The sequence below is a fragment of the Virgibacillus phasianinus genome (assembly GCF_002216775.1).
Lineage (GTDB): Bacteria > Bacillota > Bacilli > Bacillales > Amphibacillaceae > Virgibacillus_F > Virgibacillus_F phasianinus.
In genome coordinates, this window is record NZ_CP022315.1 from 3,602,427 (window position 1) to 3,627,342 (window position 24,916).

The 24,916-nt window shown below is 39.3% G+C and carries 25 protein-coding genes and 1 pseudogene; 11 read left to right on the top strand and 15 right to left on the bottom strand.

Features of this window, described 5'->3' with window-relative positions; genetic code table 11:
• The first annotated feature begins 2 nt into the window (after positions 1-2).
• The 5 genes from dapA (at position 3) to CFK37_RS17380 (ending at position 4,616) form a co-directional block, all read left to right on the top strand.
• On the top strand, positions 3-884 hold the full coding sequence (dapA, locus tag CFK37_RS17360; protein ID WP_089063057.1) for a 4-hydroxy-tetrahydrodipicolinate synthase: 882 nt from the start codon (positions 3-5) through the stop codon (positions 882-884).
• A 1-nt stretch (position 885) separates the two neighbouring features.
• Complete coding sequence (dapB, locus tag CFK37_RS17365) at positions 886-1,617, top strand: 4-hydroxy-tetrahydrodipicolinate reductase (RefSeq protein ID WP_089063058.1); 732 nt, start codon at positions 886-888, stop codon at positions 1,615-1,617.
• Positions 1,618-1,620: 3 nt separating this feature from the next.
• Complete coding sequence (gene dapD, locus CFK37_RS17370) at positions 1,621-2,337, top strand: 2,3,4,5-tetrahydropyridine-2,6-dicarboxylate N-acetyltransferase (protein ID WP_089063059.1); 717 nt, start codon at positions 1,621-1,623, stop codon at positions 2,335-2,337.
• An 87-nt stretch (positions 2,338-2,424) separates the two neighbouring features.
• Complete coding sequence (locus CFK37_RS17375) at positions 2,425-3,570, top strand: M20 metallopeptidase family protein (protein ID WP_089063060.1); 1,146 nt, start codon at positions 2,425-2,427, stop codon at positions 3,568-3,570.
• Positions 3,567-4,616 (top strand): alanine racemase, encoded by a 1,050-nt coding sequence (locus CFK37_RS17380; RefSeq protein WP_089063061.1) that lies wholly within the window; start codon positions 3,567-3,569, stop codon positions 4,614-4,616. Before CFK37_RS17375 ends, CFK37_RS17380 begins: the two co-directional genes overlap by 4 nt.
• Before the next feature lie 37 nt (positions 4,617-4,653).
• Here the strand turns inward: CFK37_RS17380 and CFK37_RS17385 are convergent, their stop codons facing one another.
• The 4 genes and pseudogenes from CFK37_RS17385 to CFK37_RS20030 form a co-directional block, all read right to left on the bottom strand.
• On the bottom strand, positions 4,654-4,815 hold the full coding sequence (locus CFK37_RS17385; protein ID WP_089063062.1) for an aspartyl-phosphate phosphatase Spo0E family protein: 162 nt from the start codon (positions 4,813-4,815) through the stop codon (positions 4,654-4,656).
• Positions 4,816-4,941: 126 nt separating this feature from the next.
• Positions 4,942-5,457 carry a hypothetical protein gene (locus CFK37_RS17390; protein WP_089063063.1) on the bottom strand — a complete coding sequence of 172 codons (516 nt, stop codon included), beginning with the start codon at positions 5,455-5,457 and terminating at the stop codon, positions 4,942-4,944.
• Positions 5,454-5,927, bottom strand: coding sequence for a hypothetical protein (locus CFK37_RS17395; protein WP_089063064.1), 474 nt, complete (start codon positions 5,925-5,927; stop codon positions 5,454-5,456). Before CFK37_RS17395 ends, CFK37_RS17390 begins: the two co-directional genes overlap by 4 nt.
• A gap of 112 nt (positions 5,928-6,039) precedes the next feature.
• Positions 6,040-6,142 (bottom strand): annotated as a pseudogene (locus CFK37_RS20030) (NIPSNAP family protein); the annotation flags it as partial.
• Positions 6,143-6,424: 282 nt separating this feature from the next.
• On the opposite strand from CFK37_RS20030, the gene CFK37_RS17400 reads away from it, so the two are divergent.
• Positions 6,425-6,988, top strand: coding sequence for a hypothetical protein (locus CFK37_RS17400; protein ID WP_089063065.1), 564 nt, complete (start codon positions 6,425-6,427; stop codon positions 6,986-6,988).
• A gap of 73 nt (positions 6,989-7,061) precedes the next feature.
• Here the strand turns inward: CFK37_RS17400 and tatA are convergent, their stop codons facing one another.
• Together tatA and CFK37_RS17410 are read right to left on the bottom strand one after the other, a co-directional pair.
• Entirely contained in the window at positions 7,062-7,280 is a 219-nt protein-coding gene (tatA, locus tag CFK37_RS17405) for a twin-arginine translocase TatA/TatE family subunit (protein ID WP_089063066.1), read from the bottom strand.
• A gap of 19 nt (positions 7,281-7,299) precedes the next feature.
• Positions 7,300-9,051 carry an alkaline phosphatase D family protein gene (locus CFK37_RS17410; RefSeq protein ID WP_089063067.1) on the bottom strand — a complete coding sequence of 584 codons (1,752 nt, stop codon included), beginning with the start codon at positions 9,049-9,051 and terminating at the stop codon, positions 7,300-7,302.
• A 381-nt stretch (positions 9,052-9,432) separates the two neighbouring features.
• Between CFK37_RS17410 and CFK37_RS17415 the strand changes: the two genes are divergently transcribed.
• Entirely contained in the window at positions 9,433-10,443 is a 1,011-nt protein-coding gene (locus tag CFK37_RS17415; RefSeq protein WP_172840525.1) for a DUF3231 family protein, read from the top strand.
• Between the two features lie 113 nt (positions 10,444-10,556).
• Entirely contained in the window at positions 10,557-12,008 is a 1,452-nt protein-coding gene (locus tag CFK37_RS17420; RefSeq protein ID WP_157724886.1) for a M1 family metallopeptidase, read from the top strand.
• 52 nt (positions 12,009-12,060) lie between these two features.
• Here the strand turns inward: CFK37_RS17420 and thrS are convergent, their stop codons facing one another.
• Positions 12,061-13,977: a threonine--tRNA ligase gene (thrS, locus tag CFK37_RS17425; protein ID WP_089063070.1), complete on the bottom strand. Its 1,917-nt coding sequence runs from the start codon at positions 13,975-13,977 to the stop codon at positions 12,061-12,063.
• Positions 13,978-14,685: 708 nt separating this feature from the next.
• Here thrS and CFK37_RS17430 point away from each other — a divergent pair.
• Positions 14,686-15,054, top strand: coding sequence for a thiol-disulfide oxidoreductase DCC family protein (locus CFK37_RS17430; RefSeq protein ID WP_089063071.1), 369 nt, complete (start codon positions 14,686-14,688; stop codon positions 15,052-15,054).
• Between the two features lie 56 nt (positions 15,055-15,110).
• Here the strand turns inward: CFK37_RS17430 and CFK37_RS17435 are convergent, their stop codons facing one another.
• Positions 15,111-15,560, bottom strand: a complete 450-nt coding sequence (locus CFK37_RS17435; RefSeq protein WP_089063072.1) for a GNAT family N-acetyltransferase — start codon at positions 15,558-15,560, stop codon at positions 15,111-15,113.
• A 6-nt stretch (positions 15,561-15,566) separates the two neighbouring features.
• On the bottom strand, positions 15,567-16,016 hold the full coding sequence (locus tag CFK37_RS17440) for an NUDIX hydrolase (RefSeq protein WP_089063073.1): 450 nt from the start codon (positions 16,014-16,016) through the stop codon (positions 15,567-15,569).
• Positions 16,017-16,194: 178 nt separating this feature from the next.
• Here CFK37_RS17440 and CFK37_RS17445 point away from each other — a divergent pair, with 178 nt between their 5' ends.
• Both CFK37_RS17445 and CFK37_RS17450 read left to right on the top strand, forming a co-directional pair.
• Positions 16,195-16,605, top strand: a complete 411-nt coding sequence (locus tag CFK37_RS17445; RefSeq protein ID WP_157724887.1) for a MerR family transcriptional regulator — start codon at positions 16,195-16,197, stop codon at positions 16,603-16,605.
• A gap of 48 nt (positions 16,606-16,653) precedes the next feature.
• Entirely contained in the window at positions 16,654-17,976 is a 1,323-nt protein-coding gene (locus CFK37_RS17450) for a hemolysin family protein (protein WP_172840526.1), read from the top strand.
• 629 nt (positions 17,977-18,605) lie between these two features.
• Here the strand turns inward: CFK37_RS17450 and yidC are convergent.
• The 6 genes from yidC to CFK37_RS17480 all read right to left on the bottom strand — a co-directional run bounded on the left by yidC (position 18,606) and on the right by CFK37_RS17480 (position 24,736).
• Positions 18,606-19,373, bottom strand: coding sequence for a membrane protein insertase YidC (gene yidC / locus CFK37_RS17455; protein ID WP_425445392.1), 768 nt, complete (start codon positions 19,371-19,373; stop codon positions 18,606-18,608).
• Between the two features lie 25 nt (positions 19,374-19,398).
• The gene (locus CFK37_RS17460; protein WP_089063076.1) at positions 19,399-19,689 is read right to left on the bottom strand and encodes a hypothetical protein; all 291 of its coding nucleotides are present in this window, start codon (positions 19,687-19,689) and stop codon (positions 19,399-19,401) included.
• 79 nt (positions 19,690-19,768) lie between these two features.
• Positions 19,769-21,781, bottom strand: a complete 2,013-nt coding sequence (locus CFK37_RS17465) for an ABC transporter permease subunit (RefSeq protein ID WP_089063077.1) — start codon at positions 21,779-21,781, stop codon at positions 19,769-19,771.
• Positions 21,782-22,007: 226 nt separating this feature from the next.
• Positions 22,008-22,745 (bottom strand): class I SAM-dependent methyltransferase, encoded by a 738-nt coding sequence (locus CFK37_RS17470; RefSeq protein WP_089063078.1) that lies wholly within the window; start codon positions 22,743-22,745, stop codon positions 22,008-22,010.
• 123 nt (positions 22,746-22,868) lie between these two features.
• Entirely contained in the window at positions 22,869-23,417 is a 549-nt protein-coding gene (locus CFK37_RS17475) for an NUDIX hydrolase (protein ID WP_089063079.1), read from the bottom strand.
• 50 nt (positions 23,418-23,467) lie between these two features.
• Positions 23,468-24,736 (bottom strand): MFS transporter, encoded by a 1,269-nt coding sequence (locus tag CFK37_RS17480; RefSeq protein ID WP_245837249.1) that lies wholly within the window; start codon positions 24,734-24,736, stop codon positions 23,468-23,470.
• Positions 24,737-24,916 lie beyond the last annotated feature (180 nt).

The following is a 24,916-nucleotide window of genomic DNA, read 5'->3' on the forward strand; positions in this document are numbered from 1 at the left end:
ATATGGCTCATATATTCACCGGGATTGGTGCAGCCGTCCCGATACCCTTTAGCGATGAAAAGCCCGATTACAATAGCTTTCAGCGTCATTTACAGTTTTTAATGGAGAACAATATCCAGTGTCTTGTTATTAATGGCACTACTGGCGAAGGGTCCACACTGTCACTTGAAGAGAAAAATCATCTACTGGAAATCGCGGTTGAAACGGCTGCTGGAAAGGTGCCTGTAATTGCAGGCACTGGCTCCAATTCAACAAAGGCATCCATTGAAGCTTCAAAGGCAGCCAAAAATATCGGCGTTGATGGCCTGTTACTCATTACACCATATTACAATAAGACAAGCCAACGCGGACTGATTGAGCACTTCACATCAATCGTGGATTCCACAGGCCTGCCAGCCATTTTGTATAACGTTCCCTCAAGGACAGGTATGACGATTGAACCAGAGACAGTAAAAGCACTTAGTAAACATAAATACATCGTGGGTCTAAAAGATGCAACTGGTGATTTGAATTATTTTTCAAAAGCAAAATTGCTGACAGATGAATCGTTTGCATTTTACAGCGGAAATGATGATACGGCACTTCCCTATCTGGCTCTTGGTGGCGATGGCGTTATCTCGGTCGCTGCAAATGCTCTGCCAAATGAGTTCCAAACGATGTACGAGCGTTCAATTGATAACCTGAATGAAGCAAAAGCAATCCATTATCGGCTGTATCCACTACTGACAGCGCTTGGTGTTGATGTCAACCCAATTCCGATTAAGGTACTGACCGCACATCTTGGGTTTGGCAGCTATGATCTTCGCCTACCACTTGTGCCGCTTGAAGCAAATGAACAACAAAAACTGATTGAGACATTCGATTTGATGAAAGCAGGTGCATAACATGAAAATCCTTCTTTTGGGATACGGAGCAATGAACAAGCGAGTTGCGAGGCTCGCTGAAGAACGTGGGCACGAATTAGCCGGGGTGGCACTAAAAAAGGAAAAAGGAGATGTCCCATATCCCATTTTTACTGATTTCAACAAGCTGCCGGATGCAGATGTATTAATTGATTTTTCCCATCCGGACTTGACGAAACACCTGCTTGAGGCGGACGTAAACCTTCCGCTTGTCATTGCCACAACCGGGGAAAAAGAAGTCATTGTCAACATGATGGAAGAAAAATCCAGATACCTGCCAACATTTTATAGTGCAAATATGAGCTATGGGGTGCATATACTGAAACAGATTGTTGAGTTTGCTACCCCCCTGCTCAACTCATACGATATTGAACTGACAGAGCGCCATCACAACAAAAAAGTGGATGCACCAAGCGGCACATTAGTAAAGCTTTATGATGCAATCAAAGGAATTAGAGAAAATGCTGAACCTATGTATAACCGTCATACATATGATGAAAAGCGTAAGGAAAATGAAATTGGCATCCATTCCCTTCGTGGCGGTACGATTGTCGGTGAGCACGAAGCTTTATACGCTGGTCATGATGAAGTCATCACCATCCAGCATAAGGCTCAGTCAAAAGATATATTTGCAAACGGTGCGATAGATGTCGCGGAAAAACTTATCAATAAGGAACACGGTTTTTATACTTACACAAATTTAGGAGATGAATAGACCATGAAAGAATTTACTGCAGAAGAAATTATCCAATATATCAGCGATTCTGAAAAGAAAACTCCACTCAAAATTTATGTGAACACAGGCTTTAAAAAAGAGGAATTTCCAGGTCATTTCAAAGTTTACGGCTCAAACGACTCCTATACCATTTTTGCTGACTTGCAGGACTGGAAGCCTTTCTATGAAGCTAATAAGGATAAACTTGCTGATCATGTTATTGAACAGGACCGCAGGAACAGTGCCATTCCACTTCTTGACGCTACCGAAGTTAATGCTCGGATCGAGCCGGGCGCATTCATCCGTGAACACGCCGTAATTGAGAAAAATGCAGTTATCATGATGGGTGCTGTCATTAATATTGGTGCGGTTGTCGGTGAAGGCACGATGATTGATATGAACGCTGTACTTGGCGGACGTGCAACAACAGGTAAAAACGTACATGTCGGTGCTGGCGCAGTTTTGGCCGGTGTAATTGAACCACCAAGTGCAAGTCCTGTTGTAGTAGAAGATGATGTCCTAATCGGAGCAAACGCCGTCATACTGGAAGGTGTTACAGTCGGAGCAGGTGCCGTAGTGGCAGCGGGAAGCATTGTAACGGAAGATGTTCCTGCAGGCGCAGTTGTCGCAGGTGTACCCGCACGCGTAATCAAACAGGCTAGCGACGTCCAAGGTGGCAAAAGGGAAATTGTGCAGGCGCTTAGGAAATTAAATCAGTAAAAGAGTAATAGTCTCCCGAGTTCAGGCGCATCCTTCCTTAGTCAGGAAGCGGCACATACCAATCAATCAATTTTTGGAGTGAAAAATATGGAGTTAGAACAAACCTTAACAGAACATCGAAGACAACTTCATCAAATACCTGAACTTGGCTTTCAGGAATTTAAAACTGCAGCGTATATTAGAAAGACACTGGATAAGCTTGATATCTCCTATTTAACGCCAATGGAAACAGCAACTATCGTTTTTTTGAAAGGTAATTCTGATATGACGCTTGGTTTCCGTGCGGATATTGACGGACTCCCCATTGAGGAGGCAAACGACATCCCGTTTAGGTCTCAGCACAATGGCATCATGCATGCGTGTGGCCATGATGGTCATACAGCGATGCTTCTTGCGTTTGCTGAAAGATGCAGAAACATGCAAGATACAAAGTCGTTACCACATAATGTTCTATTAATCTTTCAACCATCTGAGGAATCAATGGGGGGCGCCAACTATTTGACCAGCACATTCCCGTTTCACGATTATGCACCAGCGGCGATTTTCGGGTTGCATCTAATGCCCGATAATCCTGTGGGCACATTCCTAACTAAAAGCGGACCGCTGACGGCGAGTGCAACCGAATACCGGATCTACATAGATGGCACTTCTGCGCACGTTGCCAACAAAGAAAATGGCGCAAGTGCGCTCGGTGCATTGAACCATATAGTGACCCAAATCCAGCAGCTTCAAAATTTTCATTTGAGTGGTCTGAATCAGAACATTATCCATATTGGCAAGATACAAGCGGGGGAAGCAATCAATACCGTCGCATCAGCCGGCTATCTGGAAGGAACAATCCGGACGTATGACATGAAAGACCTTGCAACGGTTCAGGATAAACTAAATAGCATCGTGCAAAGCAGTGACTTATTGTTCAATACCAATTGCCGCGTTGAATTCGCGGAAGGCTATCCGCCGGTTATAAACGCTAAACAGCTCTTACCACTTAGTTCAGTTTGTGCCAAAGCTGCGGGGCTTGAAGTGATCATCAAGAATAAGCCATATCTATTTGGGGAAGATTTCTCCTTTTACAGTAAGGTTGCCACAACGCATTTTGCCTTTATGGGTGTGCAAAATGAAAATCATACAAGCGGACTCCATACCTCATCATTTAACTTTGATGAAAAATCTTTGGTTTATGGTGTCCATTACTATGTAAAAATACTTGAAAAGTTTGGTGAAGTAAAATGACAGCAAGACTGCAAATCAACAAGAAGCGCCTATACGAACAGGCAGCACGCATTCAAAATAATGTAAACATCCTTGCGGTAGTAAAAAATAATGCATACAACATTGGGCTTGACCTGGCATTCGATACCTTTTTCCAGGCTGGGATTCGCGCCTTTGCGACCACATCACTAATTGAAGCTGTTAAACTCCGTAAAAAAAGCGATAAGATTTATATTTTTCTAATGAATCCCTCGACCGAATTCGAAACACTTCGGAATAATAACATTGCCATGACACTGCCTTCACTTACCTTTTATGAAACATATAAAAATGATTTGAAAGGGATTGAGGTGCATCTGGAGTATAAAAACCTGTTGCGGCGTTCCGGGTTTGATTATGCCGCTGAAATGCAGAAGGTATTAGAAGAGAATGCAGTCACTGTTAGCGGGGTATGGACCCATTTCGCATATGCTGATGAAATTAATTCACCCGAATACGAGGTAGAAAAACAAAACTGGCTGACAATGCTTGATACCATTCACGCATCAGAACGCAACTTCCGATTCATTCATGCGCAGAACAGTGCCTCTTATATGCGGGACGGGATCTTCCCATCCCACACACACGCGCGGCTTGGCATTCTGTTATACGGATCAAGGCCGTATCACGAACTAGCTCCGGATACCGCTCCCTCAGTCATTACCTTATGCACTAATGTTATCCAGACATTGGAACTGAAACAAGGTGAAAGCTCTGGTTACTCAAGTGCTTTCATAGCGGAAAACGACTGTAAAATAGCTATATGTGATATTGGCTACGGGGACGGAGTGCTTAGAACACGAGCAAAATATGATGTAATGATTCATGGCAAGCGTTACCCAATAGGTGCATTGATGATGAGCCATATGCTGATTACTGTGGATCAGGACGTAACAACTGGTGACACTGTTTATCTCTATAACGACAGCCTGCGGGTAGATGATTATACGCATCTCGGCGTCGGAGCGAACTCCGAACAAATGAGTGCATTGAACCATTATTCACTGAGATTAGAAATTACCGGGTAAGGGTGCTATTCCTTTAAAAGGAAAGCATCCCTCAATCTCAAGCAACAAATTTCATTGATCTTTTCATATATAAATTCAGTAACCTATCAAGTTCCTGGCTGCACTTTACAGCTCGTTTACTTGTAAGTCCCTCACGTACTCCTATCGCTATCATTTCTTTTCTTTTTTTAGTGATTGCTTGTAACAGTGCTTCATCCATCTATTTGTTCCTCCTGTTTTCATTCTTTTTAGACAACATGAGAAATATTATGCATTATTTCTGCTTTAATTGAAACAGTTTAGACAAAACTAGTCAAAAACAGACAAAATTAGATGGTAATAATGATTAAGTTTGCTGCTTTTCGTCAGAACACATAACCTTCCGCTTTGATCTGATAAACTGATAATATAGACCAGTTATGGTTTGGGACAACATAAATACAGGAAGAGAATAAAGAAGTTTATAACCGTTCTTAAAATTAACAATATCGACCAACGTAAAAACCCACTGCAGTCCGACACCCAATAATGACCAGCCCACCACATACCAAATAAATGTTTTCGCGTTGATTTGCAACAATTCATAGAAGTAAATAAAAAAATAACTAAACGGGGCAAATGAGAGATAATACAGCATATCATTTAGCCCATATTCGTTTGAATCATTCAGCTTATAATAATCAATCAAGCCACCGCCAATTGTAAAATCAAAAAATATTCCAATCGTTAGACCCCAAAGGAAAAATAATGCTGTAATATCACGACAGAACTTCTTTGGCAACAGGAAAAAGATTGAATAAAAAATCACAAGCATTAGCAAAATAACAATTTCATTTTTATCAAACGTTCCCCATAAGATCATAAATAACCCCCCTCACGATAGGCAATTTTTCGAAATAGCCAACAGGATAAATATGCGATTACATGCAGACCCGCAAAGTATAGAACATCATAGCCGATGTTCCATTTTACATAATTTGTCATATGGAAATAGCTTGAAAGGGCAGTTAATGCCACCAATATACCTATCGATACAATGGGGATTAGTATAGTCTGTGCAAAAGATTCAGATTGAAGCACCATATTTAATTGAATCACCAGGATTATTGGAATGATAACACTTCTAAAAAACAAAAAGGCCGTATAATCCATTGGCTGCTCCGTTATTTTAATAAATTTTAAACCTTCGTAAATAATCCAAGACCAATTGATACTAATAATAAGGATCAAGGAAATAATAAATGTATTCTCTACAAGCGACAAGCTTTTTTGCATTACAATAAGAAAAGCTGTTACCAACCATGCTAAAAAGAAAAAAACAGCGAAACCCATATATAACCCCCATTCCTTTTCATTAAGCCTATTCTTTGTTTTACATCTAAAAATATGCGGGGTACCAGCAATAAAAAAATGGGCAGTTTACCTTGTTTCAGGAAAGTGCCCATCCGTGTTTAATTTGATTTGGCAAATTTGTTTCATTATAATAGGCGTTAAAAAGTTTTGACAAACTCATTTTTTACTATATAATGCTTTCTTCTATAAAACATAACAGTTCTCCTTATTAGCTAGCTTTCTATTAATTAACATAATACTCTACCTTACCTGGTATCAGTCCAGAGTCGTAGAAAGTTTCATCCGATTTACGGATTGCGAAATTCACTCTGAGGGATACAATAAATTTAATGCAGGAAGGGATAAAACTTAATTAGTGACCTCCCATGAAATCTAATTGTTACACTCCCCCTTCCTCTCATTGTTTGGTCCGAATAGAATTCACTTTCCTAACAAAAACTACTGTGAGAAATCTCGAAGTTTAAGAGGTGAAGCCTATGAACGAACAGGAATTATATGATGAAATATACGAAACAAAAGAGAGGCTTACAATGCTTATTACGGAACATTGGAAGCTTTATTCTAATATGGACACATGGTTCTTCTGGTTTGATATAATAACTGTAGTGGTACCGCTCGTTGTTCTATTCTTTACCATTGACAGGAAAAGGTTATTTGAAATTTCCTTTTTTGGTTACTCGCTTCATATTATATGGACGGGGGTGGACAGTTTTTTAACGAGTCATAATTATTTTAACCATCCACATAGTATTTCCTATATGCTACCACAGGGGATTACCGTCACGGCCGTTCTGTTCCCGGTTTTTTTTATGCTGTTGTATCAATACTGTACAAACAATGGTAAAAACTTTTATTTATTCGCTCTTATTGGAACATTCGTCTTTGCAATTGGTTTTGGTTTTTTCACGGATTTAGTGGATTTATTAAGAATGCATAAAGGAATGAATCTGTTCTATCTGTTTCTAATTGATTTTGTAATCGTGCTCATTGCTTTTGGTATGACAAAACTATTCCAGTGCATAAAAAACACTGTTAAATAAAAGACTCAAGCCAATGACAGGTTGCAAGTCTCGAAAATTATAATAAGAGTAGACGGTTTCCCGCCTACTCTTATTAGTCCTGTTCCTTATCCATGGAAGATGAGCCAGTATTTCCTCCTACCTCCTTTTCGTCTCGGAAATCCCCTGATATCAATTCCTGTGATGCCGTTTTGAATTCTGTCAGGGTCCTGCCAAACGCTCTTCCGATTTCCGGAAGCTTTGATGGGCCAAAAATGATCAAGGCAATGACAAGTAATAAAATCAATCCTGGAATGCCGATATTTGTCAGCATTTACCATTTCCTCCTCCTTCTAATTCAGTTGTTTTTCTTTCTTTTTTCCTAATTGCTTTTCATGGGCAAGGTCATGTGCTTTAAGACGATCTTCCTCCACTTCACTGGATAATTGCTTTCCTTGTGGAACAATTGTCGCAGATATTTCCTCAAGACCTGTTTCTCCCTTTTTGTATATAAACGAAGCCCTTGTTGAAATTTCCGCATCCGGTTTCGAGACAAATGGAAGAACCCTGTAGTCAGTTTTCCACTGCCCGGGTGTGACTTGGCAGCGAACATAACCGCGAAAATCGTTGAAGAATTTGATATGTTTATTCTGTGCTAATATACGGTCTGTATCAGCTCGCTTATCTGCTCCGTTTCCACCAGAAGTTATCGATGTCCCAACAAACTCTGCCCCAAGAATCTTTGAGTTCAAATCATTAAAGTCAGCAATCAGATTGGAAGCCCAGCTAGCATGAACATCGCCAGTCAGGACAATCAGGTTATCCATGCCTTTATTGCTTGCAAGGTCGGTAATTCGCTCCCGAGCTGGCGTATACCCATCCCAACCGTCCATGCTGTATAACGGTTTCTCAGGACTAGGACCATAGTTCCGTTTTGCAAAAAAAATTTGCTGAGCCATTACGTTCCAGCTTGATTGTGATTGGTCAATATTATCAAGCAGCCACTTCTCTTGCTTTTCACCAAGAAGCGTTCGTGTTGGATTTAAAGACTCCGGTGTTTGTGGTGAACTCTTATCCCCATTTGCCTGGTCTGAACGATATTGACGTGTATCCAATACAAAGAATGTGGCTAGCTTGCCATATGAAAAGCTGCGGTATAACTGCATATCGAGCCCGTGAGGCATGGACGATTTGCGTAAAGGCATATGTTCATAATAAGCTTGGTAGGCTGCGACCCGGCGTTTAACAAATTCTTCTACGGATTGCCCCTTTTCCGGAATTATATCGGCATAGTTATTTTCTACTTCATGGTCATCCCAGGTTACGACCCACGGAAAAGCAGCATGAGCAGCTTGCAGATGCTTATCGGTTCGATATTGAGCATGTCGGTTACGGTAATCCTCCAAGCCCTTGACTTCCGGTCCACTATGGGTTCTTACATTTCCTGAATCCGCCACATATTCATTTGGGCCATATTCATAAATGTAATCCCCAAGATGGAAAACGAGGTCAAGATCCTCCTTAGCCAAATGCTTATAAGCTGTATAGTAACCATGTTCATATTGCTGGCATGAGACAAAAGCAAAGGTAAGACTGGAAACATGGGAATCATTTGCCGGAAGTGTTTTCGTTTTGCCAACCTGACTATACTCCTTCCCTGCTTTAAAACGATAGAAATAGACTGTGTCAGGTTGTAGACGATCAACTTCCACATGGATTGAGTGGGCTAATTCAGGTCTTGCTATAGCTGTTCCCCGTTGGACAATATGGCGAAAGTATTCATCTTTTGCTAATTCCCAATGTACGGGAACATTCCGAGCAGGTACTCCTCCACCTTCAAGAGGCTTAGGGGCTAATCTTGTCCAAAGCACGATACCGTCGGGAAGAGGATCTCCCGAAGCAATTCCAAGTGAGAATGGATAGCTGCTAAACTTTTCTTCAGCTTCGATCTTAATTCCACCCATGGATTGTGCAATTACCATCCCCAGGGAAATGCTGGCAATTTTAACCGCTCTCTGAAGAAAGCCGCGTCTGTCCACGCCTTTTTGCAACGTTTCCTCATTTAAATTTTGAATCAAATCATCCATTGATCTTTCTTCTGACATGGCAGCTTGCTCCTTTCTGCATCCCTAAAGTTTGAATCGACATCTATTATAAAGTGCTAATGTTAAGTAACTGTTAAAGGATTGTTAAGGAAACAAAATTCACCTTCCCAATATAGGTAATATCTAACAGGATAAAAGAATGATTTAACTCGAGTTTTTGTTCTTTAAATATAATTAGTAAGAAATTAGCAGCAAAATAATTCTTTATTCTCGGTCCATCTTTCCTGTCTTTTTTTACATGAACTTAACGAAAATAATACTTTTTCGGTAAGTGGGCGTCTACTTACCTATAAAATGTATATTCATAAGACGGAAAGGCAAAATAACGAATATAAATTTTGGGCGGCCAATATAGTACCACGAACAGGAGATAATTATTTTATGAAATCAACTAACCATACACAATTAACGGCACCAGAAGTAGCAAACCTTTGGGCATCTTACCAAAATGATACCATGGCGATGTATATGATTTCTTATCTGGCAAAGCGGACGGAGGATAAGGAAATCCGTTCCCTGTTGGAATTTGCAGTTCAGCTTGCCAAGGAACATGTTGCTGTGGTCTCGGATATATTTAAAAAAGGGAACTACCCCATTCCAATCGGCTTCACCAAAGAAGATGTCAACCTTGATGCGCCAAAACTGTATTCGGACAAGTTGTGCCTTTATTACATGATTGATATGGCGAAATTTGCTTTACCAGCCTATGGTCTTGCATTATCGGGTGGAACACGTGAGGATGTAATTGCATTTTATTCAAAAGGCCTTGATGAAACACAGGAACTTTTTAAGCGGGCCACCCGATTAACCATGAAAAAGGGAATCTTTAATTTTGCGCCGACCATACCAAAACCAGATAAAGTTGATTTTATTAAAAGACAGGATTTTTTATCAGGGTGGTTTGACAAACGACCGCTTGTTGGAATGGAAATTTCAGCGCTTGTCTATAATACCAAGCGTGCTTCTTTGGGTGAAGCTCTGGTAACCGGATTCTCACAGACTGCACAATCAACCGCAGTGAGGAAATTTTTTGAACGTGGAAAAAAACTAACAAAAAAGCACTTGGATACGTTGGGTTCACTGCTTATTGAGGATGATTTGTCCCCTGGTACGATTAACTTAACAGCCGAAGTCACCACTTCAACAACTCCACCATTTTCTGATAAGTTAATGATGTTTCATGCCACTACCTTTACCGCTTCAGGCTTGGCACAGTACGGATATGCCGCTTCGTCAAGTCCAAGACGCGATTTAGGTTTAACCTATGCCCGTCTTATGGCAGAAACTGGACTGTATGCGGAAGATGGTTCAAATATCATGATTGACAACGGCTGGCTTGAGCAGCCACCAGAAGCGGCAGATCGAAAAAAGTTGGCTGAACAAGGGAAATAATAAAGATTACAGGAGATTATCTAAGATAGTCTCTTTTTTATATACAAATTTATGCGCAAGGTGATAGAATAATTAAAAAAGTATCTTTTTCAAAAAAGGAAAGGATGAGCCTATTGCATTCACGACTTACCATAATTCTTTGTTCCCTACTAATCCTGTTAGCAGGTTGCACAGAGAATAAAGATTCCCCTTCACCCCAAGAAGATTTAGAAAAACAGAATCAGCAAGACAAAGTCGAAACAAATGAACCTCAAACAGAAAGCATTACGTATGGTCCAGAACACCCTGCATACAAAATAAATGTTACATATGACAAAAAGAAGCATCAAATCAGCGGTTCTATGAGCGTCCAATTCGTCAATAACCTTGATAAAACGTTAAAGCACATATACTTTAATCTATGGCCGAATGCTGAAAGTTTTAAGAGTGGCGGCATAGAGGTTGATCACATTACATTCAATGCCAAGTCCGCGACTTTTGATAGCAGGAACACGAAACTCGATATTTCAGGATTGTCATTGGAATCGGGAAAGAAAGCAACCATTAATATGGATTTTACCGTTACAATCCCAAACAAACAACATCGTTTTGGCTGGTCCGGCACTCACGTTTCGCTGGGAAACTGGTTTCCGATTCTGGCCGTCTATGACAACGAGGGGTGGAATCTCGATCCATATTTCGCTGGTGGAGAATCATTTTATTCTTTGACAGGTGACTTTGATGTCACGTTAAGGGCTGATGAAAAGGAAACGATTGCAACTACCGGACAAGCAGTTGGAAAGGTAACCAGTAAAGACGGGATGAAAGTCCATCACTATCAGGCCAAAAATGTCCGGGACTTTGCCATTGTCATGAATTCGAAATTTAACCAAAGTACCAAGATGGTCAATAATGTACAAGTAAATGTTTTTTACACCGATGAACAAAAAGAATACACAAAATACATGATGGAAACCGCAAAGTATGTTTTGCCTTTATATACAAAATTATTTGGAAAATATCCGTGGTCTGAACTAGACATAGTCGGAGCGAGGTTAAACGCTTTAGGGATGGAATATCCACAACTTGTTATGATCGGCCTTGATGAAGAACTGGAAAGGAATGCAATCTGGCAAACTACCGAACATGAAATTGCTCACCAGTGGTTTTATGGTGTTGTCGGCAACAATGAATTTGATGAACCATGGCTGGATGAATCTTTTGCCACTTTTGCGGGTTATGTCGCCCTTCGCGGAGGGGACCCCAACTTCAGGTGGGTACGGTCAATTGGAAAAAAATATTACCATCTCACCTCACCTGCCTCGACTTTTATGAAACATGCAGCGGATGACGGATTACAAATGTACGGTGATGTGATTTACGATTATGGAGCAAAAACACTGAATGAATTGAGAAAATTACTTGGTGATGATGCATTCTATAAAGGCATGCAAACATATTTTGAAACGATGAAATTCAAAGTGGCAACAACCGAAGACTTCATCCGCATCATGGAACAATCTTCAGGAGAGGATCTCTCGCAGTTCTTCCACGATCATCGGATTAAGGTGTCCGATACAAAATAGCAATAGCCCCATATGTGATTACTAATTCACATATGGGGCTATCTTTATCTTTTTAAAGAACTCTATTATCAACTTCCTGCTTTAAGTCGAATATAAATTCTTCCAGTTTCACTTCTGTTGAATCATCCTGGCCATATTTCCTTACATGTACAGAGCGATTTTCACGTTCCTTGTCTCCCACAACGAGAACAAATGGAACCTTTTTCATTTGTGCCTGCCTCATTTTATAGCCCAGCTTCTCTTCCCGCAAATCAAGTTCCACCCTCAATTCCGCCTGCTTTAATTTTTGTTTAACCTCTTCAGCATAATCGCGATGCATTTCATTTGAAACAGGGATCACTTTTACCTGAACAGGTGCCAACCATGTCGGAAATGCACCACCAAAATGCTCAATCAGAATTCCGAGGAAACGATCGATGGATCCGAAGATGGCCCGATGAATAATAACCGGACGAACTTTCTGATTGTCCTCATCTATATAAGTTAAACCAAATTTTTCCGGCATTTGGAAATCTAGTTGAACTGTCGCACATTGATGACTTCTGTTTAGTGCATCCTTAATGTGAATATCAATTTTTGGTCCGTAAAATGCCCCATCTCCTTCATTGATCATAAAATCATAGTCAAGCTCGTTTAAGACATTCTTCAGTGCACCTTCCGCTTTGCCCCATAACGTCATGTCGCCCATGTAATCGTCTGGCCGAGTTGATAGTTCAATATCATAGTTAAAACCAAATGTACGGTATACGTAATCAATCAATTTTAATACTGACTTAATTTCATCCTTTATTTGACCAGGTGTTACAAAAATGTGCGCGTCATCCTGACAGAAAGTGCGAACCCGTAACATTCCATTTAATGCACCACTGAATTCGTGGCGGTGAACCTGACCAAACTCCGCCATTCGAATTGGGAGATCACGGTAAGAATGAAGCTTATCTTTAAAAATGAGCATATGCCCTGGACAGTTCATCGGTTTTAATGCAAAGCTCTGATCATCTACCTCTGAAAAATACATATTATCTTTATAATGATCCCAATGCCCCGACCCCTCCCATAGCCGCTTGTTCATCATAATCGGTGTACGGACCTCTTGATAATCATAAGCGTTCTGTAGTTCTCTTAAAAAAGACTCTAATTCATTACGAATAATTTGGCCATTTGCCAAGTAAAATGGCATTCCAGGCGCCTCTTCATTGAACATAAATAATTCCAATTCATTCCCTAATTTACGATGATTTCTTTTCTCTGCTTCCTCAACAAAATGAAAATAATCAGCTAATTCTTTCTCTGACGGAAATGCTACGCCATAAATGCGCTGAAGCATTTTATTATCACTGTCGCCGCGCCAATAAGCTCCAGAAACATGCGTTAACTTAAATGCTTTAATGAACCGAGTTGCTGGTAAGTGTGGGCCACGGCATAAATCAGCAAACTCCCCCTGCCGGTAAATCGTCAAAATATCCCCGGATGGAATATCCTCCAACAATTCCAGTTTTAATGGATCATTGGCAAAAATTTTCTTTGCTTCTTCAGGGGAAACTTGCTCACGTTCTATTTTCAGATTTTCAGCAATGATGTTATTCATTTCTTTTTCAATCCTGGCAAGATCATTTACTGCAATACTGGCCTCAAGATCAAGATCATAATAGAAACCATTTTCAACAACCGGACCAACACCTAAATGAACGTTACCGTAAAGTCGTTTAACTGCTTGCGCTAATACATGGGCAGTTGTATGTCTCATGATCTCAATTCCTGCTGGTGAGTCCAGTTGGCATAACTCAATGGCTGCATTTTCATCTATGCCGCGCCTAAGGTCATACAATGAACCGTTAACCCTCCCTGCGACAGATTTCTTTTTTAAGCTTGGGCTAATGGACTGAGCAATTTCTTCTAAGGATATACCTTTTGGAAAACTTTTTTTATTCCCATCAGGAAATGTAATAACTAATTTGTTTTGATTCATGATTTAACACTCCTTTGTAATTTTAGGTATTAAAAAACACACCCGCCCCTTATTAAAAGGGACGAGCGTGTGTTAGTTACCCGTGGTTCCACCCAACTTCCCATTCATGCCTTTTGCATGGATGGCTCTGTCTAAGCTATATCGCAGCTTACACGGTATCGATTACTAATAGTTCACCAATACTGCTCAAAGGTGGTAAGTAATTCTTTCGTGTTAGGAAGCTTCCAGCACCGACTCCCCTCTCTGTAAACCGTAAAGAATTACCCATGTCCCTATCATTGCGTTATTTTTTTCAATTAAAAAACACACATGCACCCCTCATACAAAGGGACGAATGTGTGTTGTATCCGTGGTTCCACCCAGCTTCCCATCACACGTAAAAAGTGATGGCTTCAAGTTGCTGTATCGCAGCAATTGCGGTATTGATTACTGTTACTTCACCAATACAGCTCAAAGGCGGTAAGTAATTCTTACGTGTTAGGAAGCTTCCAGCTATTGCTTCCCTCTCTAGAAACCGTTAAGCTTTACCCATGTCCTTATCCTCGCAATTTATAAAACTTTTAATTACTATATAGTATATTCTTTTGTTAGTCAATGTTTCAGTTAATTTTCTTATCGATAGGGATCATTTAGCTTCGGTTTTTTAAACTGGAATTAACTTTTAGAATTAACCATAAAAGGGTATTGAATTAGTGGAGGTGCTGAGCAATGAAATATACTGTGTTTTATGACGCCGAATGTCCTTTATGTTCAAGTGTAAAGATTGTTATGAAAAAACTGGATTGGTTCCATAAAATTAACTGGATTCCGGTGCAAAAAATAGAAAATGATGAGCGTTACAGATTCTTACAAAATCGTGATATTTACGATCAAATTCATATGATTGCAGATAACGGGAAAGTGTATTCAGGCATTTATACAGTAAGGAAATTGTTGACCTTACTAGCACTAACATTTCCAATAAGCTGGGGGCTGTATTTACCGTATATGGATAAAATATTTGGTGCCTTATATACCTGGATATCTAAAAATCGGTACAAATGGTTTGGGCGAAAACAGTCCGTTTCTTATGCATAGAAGTATAGATAAAAGCCTCCGAGCGGGGGCCTTTATCACAAAAACTAGTCACTCTATTATAATATCAACTTCATCCCTTCATGTGTTGCTGAAAATCCTAACCGCTCATAAAAACGATGTGCATCTTCGCGCTGTTTGTCAGTTGTCAATTGCACAAGACCACATTTTTCTTTTTCAGCAAACTTAATTGCTTCTTTAAACAAAACCTCTCCTACCCCTTTTCCACGGTATCGCTGATCGACACGAACCCCTTCAATTTGTGCACGTTTCATTCCTAATCTTGCTAAACCTGGAATGATTGTTAACTGAAGACAGCCAATCACTTTTTCGTCTTCAACAGCTACCATTATCTGATTCCCCACTTGGGCTTCAATTGCTGCAAAGGCTCTATAATAGTCAGTCGGCAATGATTCTTCATATCTTTCACGTTTTGACCCTAATTCATCATCAGCAAGTAAGCGGACGATTGCCGGTAAATCTTCAGTTGTTGCTTTACGAAAGTTCATTAAACACTATCTCCCCTCACCTGTCTGTGCAATTAAGTTTAAAAGAGCATCAGGAACAAGGCGTAACTTTCCTTTACCGAATTCAGTTAAAGGTTTCCACATCGCTTTATATGTTGCTCCGTTATCTTCCTTACCAATGAACGAACCCTTTTCATAGAGACCAGTATCAACAAATTTTGCATCATAAACAAACACAATCTCATGACCGGTCTCCCCATTAAACTTAAAAAGGTTTTCAACAGTTCCTATGTATTCAAGATGATCAATAGCCGCCCCGACTTCCTCTTCTATTTCTCTAGCCAACGCGGCTGAGCTTGTTTCCCCAAATTCGATCCCGCCACCGATTGGCCGGTAAAAGTAATTCTTTTTTACAGAATCATAACCTTCTGCTACGAGGATGGAATTGTCTTTCTGAAAAATGCAAATTACTAGCGGTCGAATTATTCCTTTTCTCATATGTATCCCCTTTCGGACGCTCATTCAATACTATTTTTAATAATCTAACTATACCATATTTCATCGACAAGTCAGGCTGCTTTTAAGAAACTCTCTACTGAAAACCATAACGTTTAACTGTACACTTTTCTATAAACCTTTTATAATTTAAAGTGAGGTGATGAATGATGGGAAGTTGATGAGAATAGGTGAACTATCAAAAGAAATGCATATAACGACAAGAACGATTGATTATTACACCAATCTAGGGATCATTGATGCCCAAAGGCCTTCATCGAATGCATATCGGTATTATGATGAAGAAGCCGTAATTCGTCTAAAACTAATTCAATCATACAAACAAGAAAACCTTTCATTGAACGAAATTAAACAACGATTTGAATTAATGGATAATGTGAAAAATTATGATGAAGATATTATTACGGAAATAAATGATTTTCAACATGAATTAAAAGATCTTGAGGAAGCTATCCTAAAACTCAAGCCCAAGCTTGATCAATTAGATAAAGACCAGCTTCATTCACTAGGCAGATTAATTAATATACAGGGGATATCCCTTGCTCAAACCATAACACTTTTATTTGGTTGAAAAATAATATCAGGAGGTGACATCCCTGCATAATTGCAGGGAAATTATTTGGAATATTTAAGTTTGTTATTTGTAGCTATTTTGATTGTACTAACAGCGTTCTTTGTTATTTCAGAGTTTGCAATTGTTAAAGTTAGGCGCACAAGAATTGAGTATCTAGCAGGGGAAGGAAATAAACGTGCTAAGGCAGTATTAAAGGTGCTTAACAATTTGGATGGATACCTTTCGGCGTGTCAACTGGGTATTACTGTAACGGCCCTTGGTATTGGCTGGCTGGGAGAGCCCGCGTTTGCAGAAATTATTCACCCTTTAATCGTTCAATTTGATTTATCAGAAGGGCTAGTACACACCATATCTGTTGCCATAGCATTCGGTGTTATTACCTTTCTGCACGTAGTATTAGGGGAATTGGCCCCAAAGACAATTGCCATTCAAAAAGCAGAAGCTGTCACGCTGATGACTGCACCACCATTAATATTTTTCAACTGGATTATGTTTCCGTTTATCTGGTTATTAAATGGTTCCGCAAACCTTCTGGCTGGATTGGTCGGTTTCAAACCAGCCTCTGAAAGTGATGAAGCCCTTTCAGAAGAGGAACTGCGCATGACGATGTTCAATAGTCATAAAAGTGGAGAAATAAATGACTCCGAAATAAAATATGTTAATAGAATCTTTGATTTTGATGATCGTGTAGCAAAAGAAATTATGGTGCCTCGTAAAGAAATTGTCTGCTTATTTACAGAAGACTCCTTTGAGGAAAACATAAACTTGATGAAAGAAGAGAAATTCACAAGGTATCCTATTGCAGCAGATGATAAGGACGAAATTATAGGTATGGTTAATATTAAAGGGATATTTAATGATGACCATACCTCTGAACGAACTATTGATAAATATATCCATCCAATTATTCACGTAATCGAAACAACCCCGATCAAGACACTTTTAACAAAAATGCAAAAAGAACAGTGTCATATGGCAATTGTTGTAGATGAATTTGGCGGTACGGCCGGATTAATTACGTTTGAAGATATCCTGGAGGAAATTGTGGGGGAAATCAGGGATGAGTTTGACTCTGATGAGGTGCCTGCCGTGCAAAAGATTGATGATAAAACTTATTTGTTGGAAGGAAAAATGCTTATTCCTGATGTCAATGAACTCTTATCAACTAATATTTCGGATGAAGAACTTGACACACTAGGTGGCTGGGTTTTATCTAAGGATAACGAACCACAACAAGGAACACTGATTACAGAAGGAGATTACCACTTCCAAGTAACAGAAGTAGAAGGACACCAAGTAAAGTACGTCCAGGTTAAAGAACTTGAGAATAATGAAAAGAATGATTTATCAACTGCAACATTACAATGAATATAGACAAAGGGAGGCTGAGACAAAAGTGATTCAGTCATGGGGAAATCCGAACTATGATTCCAAATTCTTTAATTAGAATTTGGATTAGTTCGGATATTTTTCTTGGCTGTTTTGTAAACCTTATTGCGAATTGTCCATAAACTGCAACGTAACTAAAAAATTATCACCCCGGCGGTCCCTGCGGAAAACAACCCAGCGCATATGTCGCTATTTATACCAACTGCGAAATAGATCCGACTATTGGAAAATTAACTTTTTAAGCTGTCTATCCTGTGATTGTTCGTCTTTCAGTCAAGCATTTTTAGTTATGTCCCAGCCCCTTTGCTAATGCTATAGTTTTGGTCGTTATATTCCAAGAATGGACGATATATCATGAGTTTGGCTGTTATATTCCGAGAATGGCCGTTATATCTTAGGTTTGGCCGTTATATTCCAAGAACGGCCGATATATCTTAGGTTTGGCTGTTATATTCCAAGTACGGACGATATATCTTAAGTTTGGCCGTTATATTCCAAGAACGGATGATATATCTTAAGTTTGGCCGTAATAATACAATAATGGCCGATAAATTTTTTAAAAAAATAGGCGCAACCTCAAAATCATAGGGTTGCGTTGCGCACTAAATCTATACACCATATTTCGGCTTCTTAAGCCAAACTTTATTCGCAAATATCGTCTGAACGATTAAAAACAATCCACTAACTGACCAGTATAACGGAAGAGCAGCCGGGACGCTGAATGAGATGACCAGAATCATCACCGGCGAAATCAGCCCCATCCATCGCATCATTGGATTACCCTGTTGCTGATCAATCGTCATCTTGTTTTGCTGAACTTTGAACTGCAGAAAATAGATCAGTCCTGCAAGTATAGCAAGCGGTATATTAGCAGTCCCCAAATTAAACCATAGGAAACTATGTGTGGCAATTTCCTGTGAACTTTGAATGGCGTAGTAGAAGCCCATCAGAATAGGTGCTTGTATCACTAATGGCAGGCACCCCATAGAAAGTGGATTTACCCCATGCTTGGTGTAGAGTTTCATCATTTCCTGTTGCAATTCTTTTTGTCTTTCGTGACTATCTGTCTTTTTTAATTCACGCTGTATCTTATCCATTTCAGGTTTGATAAGCGCCATCTTTTCCTTCATTTGCTTTTGATTTTTATACTGTTTTAACATGAATGGCATTAATACCAGCCGGATCAGTAAGGTGATCAACACGATTGCAATCCCAAAGCTCCCATCAAATAGACTGGCCGTCGACTCTATTAGATAGGTAAAAGGTTCCACAAATACCTGATGAAGAAAATTCCCATCTGTTCCGCTGTATGAGCACCCACTTAAAAATAAACTGATCAACGTAAATACACTTATCGTACAAACTAAACGTTTCAACATACTCCTCCTTACAATTTTAAGTCTAATGTGTAAGAAGAAGTTGATGGTCATCTTTACCATCGTTTGGTGAATCCTTTAACCGAATACAATTACTTATAAAAATTATAATGTCGTTAGTTGATGAATCCAAATTATATTGTAAACTTTTAGTAATATATTTTTCATAGACATACCTCGCCTCGGCAAAAGAACAGTTGCTGTGCGAACTGGCTAAATAATGGTTGACCACAAAGAAGGAGAGTGGCAGTAATGCGGACATAAATACCACATAAAATTGCAGATCCATTGGCAATTCCATTAAAAACTCAAACATCCTGCCTGCCTCCCTTTCATCGTTTTTATGAAACTTCTATCTTTTATACGGATATGACCCTAAAAAGGTTTCACTATGATTACCGGTTGTTTTCAATGCGCTGGAAGCTTTCTGCAGTCGGCTCGTATTCTGAAATTGTACCGAAATTAAGGTTCTTTTTATTTTTTTTATTCTTATACAATACCCCGACCTTTGCCTGTTGAACCTCGGTTACACCTTTAATGAGAAGCTGCATGGCGAATATACTTAACATAAAGGCTACCAATGGACATAATATTAACCAAAGCTGTGTGTCCCCGCTTCCAATTTCATTTTTCGCCGCTCCGATTAATCCAGACCATTCATTTGTTACGGAGGTAGGAGGAGAACCTTTTTTAAAAATTGTACCACCGAAAAAGAATTGGAATACGCCTAAATGGATGAACACAATTAACACCTGAATAAATTGCTGTCCAAAAAGAATGATTACCCGCGGACCAACGTGCGGTAATACATGCCGCATAAGAATGTAGAATTTACTACCACCCAGAACTCTGGCACTCATAATAAATTCAGTCTGCAATACCCGTTTTATATTGTTTCCAATTAATACTGACGTCAACGGGATGACGATCGCGGTTAAAATAATCATTTCCAGAATAATACGCTCTGATAATGTGTACGTCACCATCCCTGGTCTCACCGAAAGAATAGGCTGCAGCAATACATAAGCAATAACCGTTAGCGGGAGAAAATGGATAGAATCTACCAACTTTTCAACCCATCCTTGCTTTTTGGCATTTATAGAAAACGCATAGAAGATCCCGCCTAATAACCCGATAAACACCCTGCATCCAGCAATCAATAAACCAAATAATAAGGTATACTTCGCTCCGATCACAAGCCGGTCCAAATAATCAAATCCGACATTATCAGACCCAAGCAAAAATGGCAGCCCAGGCGGGTGTGGCGGGATACTCTTGATTGTCACCCCATCCGCCTCATAAATGATACGCACCTGATCCACGTGGTCATTCGTTGTTACAGAATAAATAATACTTGCACTTATAACTATGATAAAAAACAGGCTGCCAATCGCAAATTTATAATTATTCATATGTTTTAAAAATAGTACACCCAAATACGTAAATGGTTTTACTAGTTTCCTAAAGTTCCATTTGATTTGCAGAACCTTTCGAAACCATTGTCTAATTGACTGGATAGGGTTAAATGCAAATTTGTTTACCACTAAACTTTGACTTTGAATCGGATCTTCATTTAACCAAGCATCAATCAATTGAAATAGAACAAAAAATGGCGTAAATATAAGAACAAGCGTTACAGCGATTGTCATAGGATTAAAACTATCCAATATAAAAAAGGTTAACCCGTGGGTGCTAAATAAATATTCAATAATAAACTGGCTGGACAATGCAGCCCAGATGATAACTTTAGCATGCTGAAAAGTAGTTGGTAGCACATTTCTTAATACATGCCGCACTAGAATACCTGTTTTATGAATACCTTTACTCTTCAAAAATACAACATAATCCTTTAAGAATTCCTCTTCTATCCGAAATAACAGGATTTTAAATAACGAAATCATTGGCAATATGGATAAAGTTATGATTGGCGCGAAATAGACATTTTCATCCATGTATCCAGCAACTCGGAATAAATCCACCCCACTGCTTTTATATATGTAAATGCTGAGAGCTTGTAAGGAAACAGCAATAATAACGTCTGGTATCGATTCCAATAGATTCAATATCTTTTTAAGCCATTGAAGTTTCCGGTGTGAAAGGAAATTTGCAGCAAAGGCAAACATAAATGCTAATGAAAACCCCAATACAATCGCACCCAGAAACAACTGCATCGAGTAGATATATGGTTCCAACAATGTTTCTATTAAGGGATAGTCTCCCGGCGAATGTATAGCTTGATACATCCACGAATCTGCTTCAAAAAGTCCAGCAAAAAATGCACCTATGTCTTTCGGATATGCAAGTGGATGTGACAAGCCTGCCGTTGCAAAAAAATGCGGGAAAACACTTATGCAAATAATGGCAAAAACACCAAGCAAATAAAAGATACCGATTTTAATAAATTTCACAGCACTCCTCCCTTTTATAATATTAGGTAAATTTAGTCTACTACTAAATGGCTAACCTTACCACTAAAAGGCTGACTTCTAATTTTGACAGAAAATCTATAAACTGGGGTGATACAAACTTGCGAAAACAGCCAATTAACAAGAGAATTTAGTAGTTGTGGTTATAAACAAGAGCCAAAAAAGACGCTTCTACTTTGGTAGAAGCGCCAGACAATTAAAGGAATTATTATATACTTTTTTCCGCTAAGATTATTAAAAACATCGGTCTCCGGTTTTCATCCTTCATTTCAGGTACACTTTTGACCATCTCTTCAGAGGGCATAGGCTCCTTAACTGCGCTTATGCTAAATCCTAAACCAATTAAATCATTTATATAGGTCGAAATCGTACGATGATATTTTACAACGTTTTCCGTTAAGAATCTTGTATCACGCACACCTTCTGTCTGATAATTGTCAACTGGCCAGTGAAGTCGATTCCCTTGATTGTCGTAGTACCAATCTTGCTCATCTCGTGAAGTGAAAATTGGATGTTCGACTGAAAAAACAAACTTCCCGCCAGGGGTTAGATAGTCAAAGACTTTTTTGCAGATTGCTGCAAACGGCCTAATATAGTGAAAAGCCAATGAACTGATAACCACATCAAATTGAGAGTCCAAAAAATTGATGTCCTCAATCGGCATTCTAATATACGAAATCAATGGATCATCTGTATTTTTGCGTGCCTTTTGCAGCATCTTTTCAGATATATCCACACCTACTACAGAACTTGCCTGCTCCGCGCGGGCATATCGACAATGCCAGCCGAAACCGCACCCCAAATCAAGCACATTTTTATTTCTTAAATCTGGTATTAGTGCCTTTAGAACAGGCCATTCTCCCGCACCTTCTAGACCTTTAACTGATCTTGGCATTTTCTCATATGCGGAAAAGAATCTCGCATCATCGTATTTATTTTGTTTCATCTTCATACATCTCCTATATTTTAAAATAGCCTCCCAAAAAATTAACGTCTAATTCGGGAGGCTAACTATCTCCTTCGCACCACTACGATCCCTCCACTAACTTCAGGAAAAATTATTCATATATTAAGTAAGAGTATGTCTACGGCTATATGTACGCAAATATTCTTTTCTTAAATTTTTATCGCTTTCGATTTCTGAATCAATTACAGTTGATATCTGCTCAACCATCTGACCGTCGGCAAAGATACTGTGATGATTGAAACATTGCTCGTCATATAACACTTTTTCGAGACAAGTTGGAATGTTGGAAGCCATACCACGGTTCTCAGGATGCAGGATCCAGTCGATTTCCTTCCAGTCAAGGATTCCTTCATCGGTTTTTAGCGGTGTTTGATAATGATAGTCTTCCGGGATATCAGCCAAATATAAATACATACCACCAAAGTCTGAACCCTCTGGAGTTGACCAGGTTATCAAACCTTTAAATTGTAAATCGGGCGAATTAATCTGTGTTTCTTCATAAACCTCCCTGATAACCGAGTCCCTTGGCTGCTCATTTTCTTCTAGCTTCCCGCCCACGCCATTCCAGCAGCCTAACCATGTTGGAAATTCGCGGTTTAATAATAGAATTTTCGTTCCACGTCTGATTAAACATAAATTATATTTTATCATTTGGATCTCCTTCAATTAGTTTATGTTTATTAGAATATGAGTTTTTACATTTAATTAAATTTAGTTGGTTGTGGTGATATAAAGGCTGCAATAGCACCAAGCATTGGAAGAATCATCAATAACAGGATTGCTTCATTAAAGCTGCCAAATTGTTCAAAAGCGAATGCCAGTGGCAATGGACCAAGTGCGGAACCTATCACCATCACCGTTTGAGCCAATCCTTTGATGCTGCCAAGGTTTTTTAAACCAAAATAATTCGGCCAGACAATATTTAATGTGATACGCTCAAACCCGTTCATCAGTCCCCAAAGAATCCCAAAAATCACAGCCATCACAACGCTATCCATAAATAATAGCAAGGTTAAAAAAATAAGTGTACCAATAAAGGACAGGCCAATAACCTTATGTACTGGAACTTTTTCCAAAATAAATCCGGCTATCATCGTTACTGGAAATCCAACAAAAGCCATAAGACTTAAAATAAATGAAGCCATTCCCACGCTTAAATGATGCTCTTCAAAAATCCTAAACAAATGGAATGTGATTGCTGTATTTACAAGAGCCGGAATTGCAACACAAAATAACATCAGCCAAAATGCTCGTGTCTTTTTGGCTTCTTTTAATGTCCAATCAATTTCTTTACTATCCTCAGTAGCTAATTGGGCTTCACTACTATTTCTTGGTTTATTCGAAGCATTGTCCGGCATCACCCCTATATCTTTTGGTTTATTTTTAATGAATAGCGCTGCAACTGGTAGAAAAATAACCACAACAAGGACCCCAAGAATCTGCCATGCATGTTCAGAACCGAATTGCCTGATCAACCAGGTATTCAGTAGTGGAAATGTTACTGCGCTGATGAAACTGCCAATTGCCATAAAACTCATTGCCCGCCCGCGTCTTTTTATGAACCATTGCGGAACTAACGTGTTAGGAATCAGTGTCATGGAACCTTGGCCAAAAAAACGTAACATGAAAAAAGCAATAAACAACATCACTGGATTAGCAACTATACTACTCCAAAGGCAAGCAATTCCGAGCAATGATGCTGCGAATATAGCCATCTTTTGTTGACCAAACCGATCAACACCACGTCCTACCAGAAAGAGCAGACTCCCCGATAAAAGAGTGGCAGCCGAATAAATTCCTGATACCAATGTATCGTTTCCGTTAAATTGTTCAACAAATGACCCAACAAAAACGGATATGCTGTATGTCTGACCAGGACCTGAGAAAAAGATACCCAGAGCGCTGACCATTACTATGTACCAACCATAAAATATACCTTGATTGGCTTGTGCCTCCCTCGTATTGTTCAAACTAACACTCTCCAATTTTCACTTTCAATAGAATTGTCACCATTAAATTTTATTCGCTATGTCCTGATTTTTCAAATATTCTTTCGGTTCAAATTATAAGAAAAACACAAGGGTTTTTAGCTGTACCCATGCATCATGGGACTGTCTTATTCCCCATCATAGAAAATAAATAGTTTTGTT